The following is a 12,667-nucleotide window of genomic DNA, read 5'->3' as shown; positions in this document are numbered from 1 at the left end:
ACCCCTCAGACCCAGGAACGGAAGACTCGGGGCTCACGACCGCTCGCGACCTGGGTCGGCGTCGCCTGTCGGTTGCCGGGCGGGAACTGGTTGACGCCGAGCGCGGCGGAGAAGATGACCAGCGCGTTGAAGAACGCGATGACCCACTTCTCGCCGCCGGCGTCGTCGGCGAACGCCGCTGTCACGTAGGACAGCAGCAGCGCGATGGCGATGGCGATCCACTTGCGGAGCTTGTCGCCGCTCGGGCCGATCAGCCCGCCGATGACGTTGGTGGCCAGCAGGGTGGCGGCGCTAGCGCCGGCGATGGTCCCCAGGGCTGCCCAGGTGAAGAGATCGTTCATGACGATCCCCCTTCTGCGATGGTGCGACCGGGATGTGGTGGTGGTGAGGTCCGGTGCCCCTGCGGGGAGCACCGGGGCCGGTCGCCGTCGTTTCGGGGGCGGCCGGGGCCGGGCGTGGCCGGCTGAGCCGGCCACCAGATAAATCAGCCGGGCTCCGGGGCGCCGGCGGGCGGGCCCGGCGGCGGGGTCGGACCGGGCGCAGCCGGCGCCGCGGGGTGACGGCGGCGAACCAGGAGTACGCCCACCGCGGCGAGCAGCAGCAGCAGGAGGACACCACCGACGACCAGCAGCCAGGGGAATCCGCCGTCGTCCTCCTCGCCGGCGGCAACTGGCGAGGTGGACGGTCGTGGTGGCGCCTCGGCCACGGCCCGCAGCTCGGCTGGCTTCTCCTGGTTGGGATCGACCTTCCAACTGACCGAACGGCCGTTGACGGTGCCATTGCTGTCGATCACCCGGCCGGGAAATGTCACCGAGATCTCGAACGACATGAGCTTGAGGAACGCCTGTTGGTTTTGCGGATTCTGCTCCGCAACCTTTCCGCCATATTTCTTGGGATCGAGCGGCAGCGTGAAGCGGTACAGATCGCCGTCCCTGACCAGTTTCACGCTCTCGGTGTCGAAACCGGCCAGCGGCGCCTTGCGGTAACTGATCTGGGAGCCGTAGAAAGTGTCGTCCTGGTAAAGGGTTTCCTCGCCCGCCGGTAGGGCGGGGATGTTCTGCCGCAACTCCGCGAAGGCGACCGGGAGGTTCTTGTTACGACCGCTCAGCACGGACTTCTGGGCCGTCAGCAGGAGCTGCCCGTCGACCGTGTCGTCGGCGTTGACGGTCAACCCCATGTTGAGTTGCATGCAGCCGCTCAACGCGGCGAGAAGGAGGAGGCACACCGCGACGCGGAGTGCCCTACCGCGGTTGACTCTCCTGTTCATGGGCTCAGTGTGTGTGATCGATTTCACCATCAGCAGTCAGCGATCGGTCACAACGAAGTCGCCGATTGTACCGGCGCACTGTCGCCTTTGATTAGCCCCGACGGCGACCCGAATGACTATTCTGGAGCTTTGGGGCCACGACGGTTCCTCGTCGGCCGTAGTCTGGTCGGATGAGAATTGTCGCGTGCGTCCTGCTGGTGGATCCCGACGGGCGGCTGCTGTTGCAACTGCGCGACGGCGACGCGACGCACCACCCGAACGTGTGGGGGCTGCCCGGCGGCCACGGCGAGCCGGGGGAGACGCCGGAGCAGACTGCCGAGCGGGAGTTGTTGGAGGAGACCGGCCTGCGGGCCGACGGGCCACTGCACCCGGTCGCCGTGCAGACGCTGCCCGAGCTGGCTCGGGTGAAGCACTACTTCCTCGGCAGCACCAGGGCCCGGCAGGAGGACGTGGTGCTCGGCGAGGGCGCGGCGATGCTCTTCGTCCCCGGTGCCGAGGTGCTCGACGGTCGTCCGTGGACGCCGGGCACCGTGGAGGTGTTGACCGAGTTCCTCGCCTCGGCGGAGTACGCCGCCCTGGCCACCGGCCGGATCGCTGGGCCGGCTCAGCCCGCCGGCGGTCGCCAGTCCGCGTAGCGGGCCATGCTGCGCAGCGCCAGCCGGCTCGGGATGAGCCGCAACGCGACGGTCCGCATCGCGAAGGCGACCGGGTTGTGCAGCTGCTGTCCGAACCGCCCGGCAGCGTAGGAGGCACGGGCGACGGACTGACTACGCGGTCGACGCTGCTCGTCGTACGCGGCCAGGGCGGCGGGCACTTCCTTGGCACCGCCGGCGCAGACCGCGCCGAGCACCACCGCGTCCTCGATCGCCTGCCCTGCGCCCTGCCCGAGGTTGGGCGTCATCGCGTGGGCGGCGTCGCCGAGCAACGCCACCCGCCCTCGCACGTACGAGGGCAACGGCGCAGCAAGGTAGTGGATGTCGTTACGCAGGACGGCTTCGGGCGGGGTCGCCGCGAGAAGCTCCGGGATGGGGGCATGCCAGTCGCCGAAGTGCTCCCGCAGGGCCGCCAGCTCGTCGGGGGCGTGGCCGCCCGGCGGGGCGTTCAGCGCGCCGTACCAGTAGAGCTGGCCGTCACCGATCGGCACCATGCCGAACTCCGCTCCCGGCCCCCAGGTGATGGCGGCCGGGATCGGATCGGGAAACGCGATGGCCGCTCGCCAGGTCGTCGATCCCGCGTACACCGGGCCGGGGTGTTGGGGCCAGAGCTGGGCGCGGACCCGGCTGCGCAGGCCATCGGCGCCGACCACCAGGTCGGCGTCGAGGGTGTGCGAGCCGTCGGAACCGAGGTAGCGCACCTCGGCCCGGTCCGGGCCGGACTCCACGTGTTCCATTGAGGCATTGGTGTGCAGGGACGAGGCGGGCAGGGCCTCGCGCAGGGTGCGGTGCAGCGTGGCCCGGTGCACGCCGAGCGCCGTGGTGCCCAGCTGCCGGATCATCTCCGCGGCGTCCACCCGGGACAGCCACCGCCCGTGCTGGTCGCGGATCCCGCCAGGTGCCTCGCCGTGTCCACCCTGGCGCAGGGCCGGGCCGAGGCCGAGGGCGTCCACCCCGCGCACGGCGTTGGCCATCAGGCTCAGGCCGGCGCCGACCTCGCGCAGTTCGGCGGCGCGCTCCAGTACGGTGACCCGCCATCCGTGCCGGTGCAGGGCGAGCGCCGCGCTCAACCCGCCGATGCCGCCGCCCACCACCACCGCGTGTGAGTCGTCCATGTCGATCCTCCTTCTACACCTGTAGAAGGAGGATACTACCTTCGGAGCATGAGAGGGGAGGAGTGCCATGACGGCGCGGGCGAACCGGATCGCGACACTGACCGACGCGGCCATCGAACTGATCGCCGACGGTGGCATGCGAGCCCTGACACACCGGGCGGTCGACGGCCGCGCCGGAATGCCGCCGGGCACCACCTCCGCGTACCTGCGGACCCGACAGGCGCTGATCGAGGCTGTCGTCGGACGGCTCGCCGAGCGGGACCGGGCCGACCTGGCCGCGTACGACCTGCCGACCGGCCCGCCACCCCCGACCCCTGCCCCCCGGCTCGACGGCGGCGACCTCGACGCGCTCGCCGCTGGCGTCGCCGAGGTGCTCGACCGCTGGTTGAGCACCGGACGCAGCCGGAGCCTCGCGCGCTACGCGTGCCTGCTGGAGGCGGTGCACCGGCCCGAGCTGCGCGGCATCCTGCAACATGGCACCGGCCTGCGGGTGCAGGCCCGGGACCTGCTGACCCGGGCCGGGGCCACCGACCCCGATCGGCAGGGCGACCAGTTCGTGGCATTCGTGGACGGGCTGCTCTTCGACCGGCTGGCCGGCGCAGGCGCGCTCAGCGCCCCACCGCCCGGTACGGTCGCCAGCCGGGCCGACCTGAGCGCCGCCGTCCGTACGCTGCTGCGCGCTCTCACCGGCACCTGACCCCGACCGTCGCTGGTCGTCGTCGAGCAGATCGCCAGGCTCGGCCGTGTGCGGGCCTGGTGGCGCGTGGGCATGCCGAGCAGGGGCCTGGAGCGGCCCGGTGATCAGGTCCGACGCGTGATGGGAGACGATCGCCTCGGGTGTGGTGAGCTGGCAGCCTGGCGTCGGGCCGGGGCGCGGCGGGCCGGCCGGCGTGGGCGGGAGAGGTTGGGCGATGGTGCGGTTCAGCGGCCTGCGGACGGCCGGCGGGCGGCTGCGGCACGGCTGGCGGCCGGTGCTGGAGGCGACCGTCGCGGCGACAGTGGCCTGGCTGCTGGCCACCCGGTTGCTCGGGCACCCGCAGCCCTTCTTCGCGCCGGCCGCCGCGCTGATCGTCCTCGGGCAGGCCCGGGGGCAGCGCATCCGCCGGGCCGTCGAGGTTGTCCTCGGGGTCGCCGCCGGGGTGCTCGTCGCGGACCTGGTGGTGCAGGCGCTCGGCCCGGGCAGCACCTGGACGGTGTTCACCGTCATTCTGCTCACCGTCCTCCTCGCGGTGGCCTTCGGCGCCACCGGCGTGACCCTGGTGCAGGCGGCGGTCTCCGCGCTCTACCTGGTGGTGGTCGCACCGCCGGACGGGTCGTTGGTGCCGTTCCGCTTCGTCGACGCGCTGGTCGGTGGCGCGGTCGCCCTCGCGGCCAGCCTGCTGGTCGACGCCCGGCATCCGCTGGCGCCGCTGGTCGCCGAGGTACGGCGGACCTTCGACGAGTTGGCCGGGTTGCTGGGCGGGATCGCCGACGCGCTGGACGACCGCGACGAGCCGGCGGCTGTCGCCGCGCTGAGGCAGGCGCGGGGGATGGACGCCCGGGTGGACGGGCTGCGCGACGGAGTGCTGGCCGCCGGCGAGGCGCTGCGGCTCAACGTCCGCCGACGCCGGCACATCGGTCGGCTGCGCTCGGTGGACGAGTCGATCCGGCAGATCGACTACGCGGTCCGCAACGTCCGGGTGCTGGCCCGTGCGGGCGTGACCCTCAGCCGGCTGCACACCCCGGCCCCGCCCGAGCTCGGCGCCGCCCTGCGGTCACTGGCCGAGGCGGTCCGTCAGGCCGGTGCCGCACTCGCCGCCGACCTGAACGGGCAGGAGGAGACCGCCGACCGGCACGCCACCCGGGCCGACGAGTCGGCGTTGGCCGCGGTGCACGCCGCCGGGCAGCTCTTCGGCTCCACGCAGACCCTCCCCCTGGCGATGATCATCGGTCAGGTCCGAGCCACGGCCATCGACCTGCTGCGCGGCGTCAACCCGGAGGACGACGCCGCCGTCCTCGCCCGCGTCGACGACGCCCTCGGCCTCCCGCCGGTCTGACGTCCGCACCGCTCAACGGTGGTTCCCTGCCCGTGGAGGATGGGCGGTTAGCCAGGCGACGGCGGAATCGTGGATCGGGGCGGGGATGTCGTGGCCGCCCGGGAACTCCTGGTAGGTCACGTCGTAGCCGAGATCGTGCAGGCGGGGGACAAGGCGGCGGCTGCACACGTCGATGGGCAGCACCCGGTCGTCGACGCCGTGCGAGATGAAGATCCGTGGCCGGCCGTGGGTGACCGGTGGCGCGGCGAAACCGGGGGAGAAGGCCAGCACCGCGTCGACCAGATCCCCGTTCGCCAGGCCCAGCGACAGCGCGTACGAGGCGCCGTCGGAGAAGCCGCCGACCGTCACGTCGGCCACCGGGTAGGTGTCGAAGACGGTCGCCAACAGCCCGTCGATGCGCCCCACGTCCGCCCCGAAGCCGCCGGCGATCAGGTCCCAACTGGCCGCGGACGAGTCCGGGGCGACCAGCAGCAGGTGCTGTGCGTCCGCGACCGGCAACAGCAGGTCCAGCCCCTGTCGCGCCGAACCGCCCGCACCGTGCAGGAGCAGCACCAACCGGTACGCCGAACCGTCGGTCGCGGGCTCCGGGGCGTACCCCAGGGCCAGCCGGTCACCGTCGGGGCCGGCCATCGGCACCAGCCCGCTGCGGCCCGGCGCCACCGGCGGGTGGCGGCGGGCGGTCAACCGGCCGTCCCGAGGGCTCGGCGCCGGGTCCCAGTGCGACGGCGCGGAGTCGGACACGGGTCGGCGCTCCTTACGGTTGACGAAGGGTCCGACGCGGTTACCCGGCCCCTACGGGGTTAACCGTCAGTGTGCTCGACCGAGCGTCGCCTCAGGCGCTGGCCCGCGCCACCAGGGCGGACGGGAAGAGGGTCACCGGGGCCGCCGGGCGCCCGTCCAGCAGGGCGGTGGCCGCGGCGGCGGCGATCCGCCCCACCGGATGACTCGCCGTGGTCAGCGCCGGGGCGGTCATCCCGGCCAACGGAATGTCGTCGAAGCCGGCCACCGCGACGTCGGCGGGCACCCGCGCACCGGCGTCCCGCAGGCCCGCGATCACCCCGAGCGCGGTGTCGTCGCTGATCGCGTAGATCGCGTCGACGTCCGGCCAGCGGCGCAACGCCTCGCCGGCCGCCGTCCGGCCGCGCGCCGCCCTGAAGTCCCCGGGAAGTATCCGCTCCGGTAGGCCGGCCTCGGCCATCAGTCGGCGGTACGTCTGCACCGGGCGTTGCGCGCAGGGCAGCCACCGGGGGCCGGTCACCATGGCGATCCGGCGGCGACCCGAGGCGTGCAGATGGCGCAGCACCGCTTCGGAACCGGCGGCGTTGTCGACGTCGAACGACGGCACTGTCGCCGAGCCGATGCCGATCGAGACCACCCGACCGCGCAGCGACCGGGGCACCGCCGCCAGCAACTCCTCGGTGGTGTTGACCAGGATCACCCCGCACACGCTGCGATCCCCGTCGAGTTGGTCGAGGCTGCGGGGGTCGCCGAACGGCAGCCAGTACAGCGCCACCCCGACACCGGCGGGCGTGCACACCCGGGCGGCCGCGCCGACCACCTGGTGCACGTACGGGTCGTCCAGCACCGCGGCGCTGGTGCCCAGAACGGCCACCACCAGGCGTACGCCGCCCCCGCCGCTGACCAGCGCCCGGGCGGCCGGGTTGGGCACGTAGCCGAGCTGGTCGACGGCTGCCGTGACCTGTTTCCGGGCGGCCGGCGAGGCGAACCCCGTGCCGGCGATCACCCGCGACGCCGTGGATCGGGACACGCCGGCGACCCGGGCCACGTCCTCGAGAGTGGCCGGTCGCTGTGCCGCTGTCGTCATCGTCGCCTCCTGCGGCGGCCCGTCCGGTCGGACCAACGCCTGCGCACATCATGCCCCGGCCGGAGCAGCAGCGGTAAGGGGCGGTTCCCGGTTGTGGTGGTAGCGCTCTCAGGTGTGCGATCGTGCCAGGAGATCACCCCGAGAAAGAGGACCTACCCTCGTGAGCGCCCCCACCAGTCGACCCGTGGCCCCGGCCACCGCATCGCCGACCCTGCGGACGGTGCGGCTCGCCCGCAACGGCGTCGCCGTCACCTTCACCCTCAACGGGCTCGCCGTCGGCAGTTGGTTCTCCCGCGTCCCGGCGGTCCGGGAGGCGTTGGACCTCTCCGCCGGCCGACTCGGGTTGTTGCTGCTGGCGATGAGCGTCGGCGCGCTGCTGGCCATGCCCACCTCCGGCCTGCTCGCCCAGCGATTCGGTGCGGCACGCACCGTCACGATGGCCACCGTGCTGGTCGCGGTCGGCCTGACCGTGGCGGGGCTGGGCGCCACGATGACCGGGTCCTTCGCCATCGTCGCCCTGGGACTGGTTGCCCTCGGCTACGGCTCCGGCGCCTGCGACGTGGCGATGAACGTCGAGGGCGCGGCGGTGGAACGGCGGTTGGGCCGGACGATCATGCCCCGGTTCCATGCCGGGTGGAGCCTCGGTTCGGTGGCCGGAGCGGCGCTCGGCGCCGGGGCGGCCCGGTTCGACGTGTCCGTCGGCGCGCATCTCGTCGCGGTGGCGGTGGTCGTGTTGACCGGCACCGCGCTCGCCGCCCGGACGTTCCTGCCGGTGGGCAGCGATCACACCGGCGACCCGGCGGACGCCACCCCGGCCGCCCGTCGCCGGGCGCAACTCGCCGCCTGGCGGGAGCCGCGCACCCTGCTGATCGGGCTGTTCGTGCTGGTGGCGGCGTTCACCGAGGGTGCCGCCAACGACTGGCTGGCCGTCGCGTTCATCGACGGACGGGACCTCAGCGAGGCCGCCGGCGCGGCGGTCTTCGCGGTCTTCGTGGTGGGCATGACCGTCGGGCGCACCGTCGGCACCGTCGCGCTGGACCGGTGGGGTCGGGTGCCGGTGCTCAGCGGCACCATCGGCCTCGCCGTGGTCGGCGCCGGCCTGGCCGTGCTGGCGGGCTCCGGGCCGGTGGCCGTCATCGGCGTCGCCCTGTGGGGCCTGGGTGCGTCGCTGGGCTTCCCGGTCGGGATGAGCGCGGCGGCCGACGACGAGGCGCACGCGGCGGTGCGGGTGAGCGTGGTCGCGGTGATCGGCTACACCGCGTTCCTCGGTGGCCCGCCGTTGCTGGGGCTGATCGGCGATGAGGTCGGCACGCTGCGCGCGCTGCTGGCGGTGCCGCTGCTGCTGCTGCCGACCCTGCTGCTGGTGCCGGTGCTGCGCCCGCCGCACCCCGCTGAGACTGCTCCGTCGGTAGTTAAAAACTAACCCATTTCGCCGCCGGGTGGTATCGGGTGCGCGGCCGACTGCGCCGCGCACCCGCACTGGTTACGGTCGCCCGATGCCAACCGACGAGATCACCGCCGCCGCGGCGGGCACCTGGACCCTGGGCGACCGCACCGTGCACCGGATGGGCTTCGGCTCCATGCGGATCACCGCCAACCCCGGCCCTGAGCAGGCCGTGGCCCTGCTGCGCCGCGCCGTGGAACTGGGCGTCAACCACATCGACACTGCCGCGTTCTACGTCTCGCCCGGCGGCACCCTGCGCGTCGGCACCGGCCCGGCCCGCTACGCCACCGAGCTGATCCGCGCGGCGCTCGCCCCGTACCCGGAGGACCTGGTGATCGCCACCAAGGTCGGTTTCGGGTACGACCCGGAGGCGGGCTTCACCGAGGCGCTCACCCCGGCGCGGTTGCGGGCCCAGGTGGAGGAGAACCTTCGCCGGCTCGGCCGCGACCAGCTCGACGTGGTGAACCTGCGCCTCGGCCGGGGGCCGGGTGCGGTGCCGGTGGCCGACCGGTTCGGCGCGCTCGCCGAGTTGCGGGCCGCCGGGCTGATCCGGCACCTCGGGCTCTCCAACGTCCGGCCGGAACAGCTGGACGAGGTGGCGGGCATCGCTCCGGTGGTCTGCGTGCAGAACAACTACGGGGTGGACGCCTACCGGGAGCAGGACGCGCTCGTCCGGCTCTGCGGTGAGCGGGGCATCGCCTACGTGCCGTTCTTCGCGCTGGCCGGCACCGGGCGGGAGGCGGGCGCGAGCACCGCGCAGGGCGAGGCCGTGGAGGCGGTCGCCCGCGCCCACGGCGTCACCCCGCAGCAGGTACGCCTCGCCTGGACCCTGCACCAGGGCCCCCACGTGCTCGCCATCCCCGGCACCACGGACCCGGAGCACCTGGCGCAGAACATCGCCGCCGGAGCCCTACGCCTGACCTCGGAAGACCTGACCCGTCTGGACTGATCGTCCATCCCGTCACCGCTCAGGCCCGTACGACGTGCACCACAATCTCCTGACCGTCGCCCACCGTGCCGGAGAACCCCTCCGACAACGCGTCCGCAACCGTCAGCTGGAGCGCGAGGGTCTCGTGCGCGATGAGCTTGTGATGCGCGGAGATCGCCGCCGCGACGTCCGCAGGGGCGGCGATCGACACCGTGATCCGGTCGGAGACCTCGAAGTCGGCGTCGCGGCGGGCCTGCTGGATGATGCGTACGACGTCGCGTGCGACGCCCTCGGCTGCCAGTTCCGGGGTGATCTCGGTGTCCAACGCGATCGTCGCGCCGCGCTGGGACTCCACCACCCAACCGGTGCGCGGCACCTCCGTGATCAGGATGTCGTCCAGGCCCACCTCGACCTGTGCGCCGTCGACCGACAGTGGGTACGTCCCGTTCGCCCGGACGCCGTCGACCAGCTCCCGGGGGGCCACGGCGGCAATCGCCTTCGCGACGTGCTGGGTGCGGTTGCCGAACCGGCGGCCCAGGGTCCGGAAGTTCGCTTTCACCTGCACGTCGATGACCCCGCTCTGGGGATCGAGCGGCTGGAGGACCTTCACGTTCAACTCGTCGCCGATGTCGTCCAGCAACGCCTGCGGGAGAACGGTGCCGGCCGGCAGCCCCACGAGCGCCCGGCTCAACGGCTGACGGATCCGCAGACCGCTCGCCTTACGCGCGGACCGCCCCGCCTCGGCCAACGCCCGCGCCGTGGCCACCTGGGCCGACAACTCCGTGCTGATCAGTGTGGTGTCGGGTGTGGGCCAGGTCGCCAGGTGCACCGACTCCGGAGCCGACTCGGCACCGTGCCGGACGACCTGCTGCCACACCTCCTCCGTGACGAAGGGAATGAACGGCGCCAGTAGCCGCGTGAGGATGTCGAGGCACTCGTACAGGGTGGTGAGGGCGTTGGCGTCGCCCTCCCAGAAACGCTGCCGCGACCGCCGTACGTACCAGTTGGACAGGTCGTCGATGAAGTCGGCGAGCAGTCGGCCGGCGCGCGCCGTGTCGTAGTTCTGCATCCGTTCGTCAACGGCGGCTGCGAGGGCGTGGACCTCGCCGACGACCCACCGGTCCAAGACCGGTCGCTGGGCGACCGGCTGCGCCAGATGCGGCGCCCACGTCGAGTTCGCCGCGTAGAGGGAGAAGAACGCCGCGGTGTTCCAGTAGGTCATCAACACCTTGCGGACGATCTCGTCGAGTGGGCCAGGCCCGATCCGGCGCGGCGACCACGGTGAGCCGGAGCACGCCATGAACCAGCGCACCGCGTCGGCGCCGTGCGTGTCCATCAACGGGATCGGCAGCAGGATGTTGCCCAGGTGTTTGCTCATCTTGCGGCCGTCCTCGGCCAGGATGTGACCGAGGCAGACGACGTTCTCGTACGGGGACCGGTCGAAGACCAGCGTGCCCACCGCCATCAGCGTGTAGAACCACCCCCGCGTCTGATCGATCGCCTCGCAGATGTACTGGGCCGGATAGGTGCGCTCGAAGATCTCCTTGCTGCCCGGCACGTGGGGGTAGCCCAACGACGCGAACGGCATCGCCCCGGAGTCGTACCAGGCGTCGATCACCTCGGGGACGCGGGTGGCGACCTGGCCGCAGTCCGGGCAGGCGAAAGTGATCTCGTCGACGTACGGGCGGTGCGGATCCAGCTCGGACAGGTCGGCGCCGGCCAGCTCCCCGAGCTCCGTACGGGAACCGACAGCTGTCACGTGGTTGTCCGGGCATCGCCACAGCGGCAGCGGCGTGCCCCAGTACCGGGCGCGGGACACCGCCCAGTCGATGTTGTTCTTCAGCCAGTCGCCGTAGCGGCCGTGTTTGATGTGCTCCGGGAACCAGTTGGTGTTCTCGTTCTCCCGCGTCAGCTCGTCGCGGACCTCGGTCGTCCGGATGTACCAGGATGGCTGTGCGTAGTACATCAGCGGCGTGTGGCACCGCCAGCAGTGCGGGTAGGGGTGCTCGAACGGTTCGTGCCGGAACAACCGACCAGACTTCCTGAGACGGTCGATGAGCAACGCGTCGGCGTCCTTGAAGAACACCCCACCGACCAGGTCGATGCCGTCGTTGAACCGCCCGTTCGGGGCGACCGGGTTCACCAGCGGCAACCCGTACGCGCGGCAGACGGCGAGGTCGTCCGCGCCGAAGGCCGGCGCCTGGTGCACCAGGCCGGTGCCGTCCTCGGTCGTGACGTACTCCGCGAGGACCACCCGGTGCGCGTCCGGGATGTTCACCAGGTCGAACGGCCGTTCGTACCGCAGACCCTCCAGGGCCGACCCGGGTACGGTCGCCAGGATCTCCGCCTCCTCGCCGAGGACCCGCTGGGTCAGCGGTTCGGCGACGACGAACGTGCCCTGCCCGGTGCGGGCGACGGCGTACGTCACAGTGGGATGTACGGCGACGGCGGTGTTGGACACCAGGGTCCACGGGGTGGTGGTCCAGACCAGCAGGTCGACACCGCTGTGTCCGGCCACGTCCCCGTGCAACGGAAACCGCACGTACACGGAGGGGTCGGTGACGGTCTCGTACCCCTGCGCCACCTCGTGGTCGGACAGGGTCGTGCCGTCGCGGGTGCAGTACGGCGCGACCCGGAAGTCCTCCACCAGTCGCCCGCCGTCGTGGATCTGCTTCAGTGACCACCAGACGCTGTCCACGTACTCCGGGGACATGGTCTGGTACGGATGCTCCAGGTCGATCCAGTAACCCATACGCTGGCTGAGCTGCACGAACTCGTCCACGTGCCGCAGCACCGAGGTGCGGCACAGGGCGTTGAACTCCGCGACGCCCATCTTCTCGATGTCGGGCTTGCCGCCGAGCCCCAGTTCCTTCTCCACAGCGAGCTCGACGGGCAGGCCGTGGCAGTCCCACCCGGCACGGCGCGGCACCGAGAAGCCCCGCATCGTCCGGTACCGGGGAAAGAGGTCCTTGAAGACTCTCGCCTCGATGTGGTGGGTGCCCGGCGTGCCGTTGGCGGTCGGCGGCCCCTCGTAGAACACCCACGACGGACCGTCGGCCGTCTGCTCCAGACTCCGGTTGAACACGTTGTTTGCCTGCCACCACCCGATGACCGCACGGTCCATCCCACCAAGGTCAATCTTGGTGGGCAGTGGCACGAATGGTGACTTCAACGGACCGTCCGGCACCGACGTTCTCCCTACACTCCACGTCCGCTCGCGCGGGCATCAGCTCACTGCCCACGCGGGGACGAAGTGCCGGGCGTATGGCCAGGACTCCGCGGTACCACCCCGCTTGCGCCCCGACGGTGCAGGCGCCGCTCAATTTCGCGACGTGACGTGCCGCTACGTCCGGTTCTACTGGGGCGGCGGAGCTGCCCGTTCTTCCGGAGGCTCCCCGG

11 protein-coding genes are annotated in these 12,667 nt (G+C 72.2%); 5 read left to right on the top strand and 6 right to left on the bottom strand.

What is annotated here, in order from left to right; all coding sequences use genetic code 11:
* Nucleotides 1–5 precede the first annotated feature (5 nt).
* Entirely contained in the window at nucleotides 6–341 is a 336-nt protein-coding gene (locus ACIA47_RS00980; protein WP_030327513.1) for a hypothetical protein, read from the bottom strand.
* Nucleotides 342–484: 143 nt separating this feature from the next.
* The gene (locus tag ACIA47_RS00975; RefSeq protein WP_396705319.1) at nucleotides 485–1,177 is read right to left on the bottom strand and encodes an LppM family (lipo)protein; all 693 of its coding nucleotides are present in this window, start codon (nucleotides 1,175–1,177) and stop codon (nucleotides 485–487) included.
* Nucleotides 1,178–1,437: 260 nt separating this feature from the next.
* Between ACIA47_RS00975 and ACIA47_RS00970 the strand changes: the two genes are divergently transcribed.
* On the top strand, nucleotides 1,438–1,902 hold the full coding sequence (locus ACIA47_RS00970; protein ID WP_396704334.1) for an NUDIX hydrolase: 465 nt from the start codon (nucleotides 1,438–1,440) through the stop codon (nucleotides 1,900–1,902).
* On the opposite strand, the gene ACIA47_RS00965 is transcribed toward ACIA47_RS00970, so the two are convergent.
* The gene (locus ACIA47_RS00965; protein ID WP_396704332.1) at nucleotides 1,872–3,035 is read right to left on the bottom strand and encodes an FAD-dependent oxidoreductase; all 1,164 of its coding nucleotides are present in this window, start codon (nucleotides 3,033–3,035) and stop codon (nucleotides 1,872–1,874) included. The two genes, ACIA47_RS00970 and ACIA47_RS00965, sit on opposite strands and share 31 nt — an antisense overlap.
* 67 nt (nucleotides 3,036–3,102) lie before the next feature.
* Here ACIA47_RS00965 and ACIA47_RS00960 point away from each other — a divergent pair, with 67 nt between their 5' ends.
* Nucleotides 3,103–3,732 carry a TetR/AcrR family transcriptional regulator gene (locus ACIA47_RS00960; protein ID WP_396704330.1) on the top strand — a complete coding sequence of 210 codons (630 nt, stop codon included), beginning with the start codon at nucleotides 3,103–3,105 and terminating at the stop codon, nucleotides 3,730–3,732.
* A 214-nt stretch (nucleotides 3,733–3,946) separates the two neighbouring features.
* Entirely contained in the window at nucleotides 3,947–5,071 is a 1,125-nt protein-coding gene (locus ACIA47_RS00955) for an aromatic acid exporter family protein (protein ID WP_396704328.1), read from the top strand.
* A 12-nt stretch (nucleotides 5,072–5,083) separates the two neighbouring features.
* Here the strand turns inward: ACIA47_RS00955 and ACIA47_RS00950 are convergent, their stop codons facing one another.
* The gene (locus tag ACIA47_RS00950; RefSeq protein WP_396704326.1) at nucleotides 5,084–5,812 is read right to left on the bottom strand and encodes an alpha/beta hydrolase; all 729 of its coding nucleotides are present in this window, start codon (nucleotides 5,810–5,812) and stop codon (nucleotides 5,084–5,086) included.
* 91 nt (nucleotides 5,813–5,903) lie between these two features.
* On the bottom strand, nucleotides 5,904–6,896 hold the full coding sequence (locus ACIA47_RS00945) for a LacI family DNA-binding transcriptional regulator (RefSeq protein WP_396704324.1): 993 nt from the start codon (nucleotides 6,894–6,896) through the stop codon (nucleotides 5,904–5,906).
* Between the two features lie 160 nt (nucleotides 6,897–7,056).
* On the opposite strand from ACIA47_RS00945, the gene ACIA47_RS00940 reads away from it, so the two are divergent.
* Both ACIA47_RS00940 and ACIA47_RS00935 read left to right on the top strand, forming a co-directional pair.
* Nucleotides 7,057–8,319: an MFS transporter gene (locus tag ACIA47_RS00940; protein ID WP_396704322.1), complete on the top strand. Its 1,263-nt coding sequence runs from the start codon at nucleotides 7,057–7,059 to the stop codon at nucleotides 8,317–8,319.
* 73 nt (nucleotides 8,320–8,392) lie between these two features.
* On the top strand, nucleotides 8,393–9,289 hold the full coding sequence (locus ACIA47_RS00935; RefSeq protein WP_396704320.1) for an aldo/keto reductase: 897 nt from the start codon (nucleotides 8,393–8,395) through the stop codon (nucleotides 9,287–9,289).
* Nucleotides 9,290–9,308: 19 nt separating this feature from the next.
* Here ACIA47_RS00935 and ileS read toward each other — a convergent pair whose 3' ends face one another.
* Nucleotides 9,309–12,425, bottom strand: a complete 3,117-nt coding sequence (ileS, locus tag ACIA47_RS00930) for an isoleucine--tRNA ligase (protein WP_396705317.1) — start codon at nucleotides 12,423–12,425, stop codon at nucleotides 9,309–9,311.
* Nucleotides 12,426–12,667 lie beyond the last annotated feature (242 nt).

The sequence above is a fragment of the Micromonospora sp. NPDC051227 genome (genome assembly GCF_044455385.1).
Taxonomy (GTDB): domain Bacteria; phylum Actinomycetota; class Actinomycetes; order Mycobacteriales; family Micromonosporaceae; genus Micromonospora.
Note: the sequence above shows the minus strand (reverse complement) of the source record. Positions and strands in the feature narration are given on the sequence as shown.

What these genes read in the sequence shown, in the direction of transcription:
- ACIA47_RS00970 (WP_396704334.1), top strand. Translation starts at nt 1,438, where the DNA reads ATGAGAATTGTCGCGTGCGTCCTGCTGGTGGATCCCGACGGGCGGCTG.
- ACIA47_RS00975 (WP_396705319.1), bottom strand. Translation starts at nt 1,177, where the DNA reads ATGGGGTTGACCGTCAACGCCGACGACACGGTCGACGGGCAGCTCCTG.
- ACIA47_RS00935 (WP_396704320.1), top strand. Translation starts at nt 8,393, where the DNA reads ATGCCAACCGACGAGATCACCGCCGCCGCGGCGGGCACCTGGACCCTG.
- ACIA47_RS00980 (WP_030327513.1), bottom strand. Translation starts at nt 341, where the DNA reads ATGAACGATCTCTTCACCTGGGCAGCCCTGGGGACCATCGCCGGCGCT.
- ACIA47_RS00965 (WP_396704332.1), bottom strand. Translation starts at nt 3,035, where the DNA reads ATGGACGACTCACACGCGGTGGTGGTGGGCGGCGGCATCGGCGGGTTG.
- ACIA47_RS00955 (WP_396704328.1), top strand. Translation starts at nt 3,947, where the DNA reads ATGGTGCGGTTCAGCGGCCTGCGGACGGCCGGCGGGCGGCTGCGGCAC.
- ACIA47_RS00945 (WP_396704324.1), bottom strand. Translation starts at nt 6,896, where the DNA reads ATGACGACAGCGGCACAGCGACCGGCCACTCTCGAGGACGTGGCCCGG.
- ACIA47_RS00960 (WP_396704330.1), top strand. Translation starts at nt 3,103, where the DNA reads ATGACGGCGCGGGCGAACCGGATCGCGACACTGACCGACGCGGCCATC.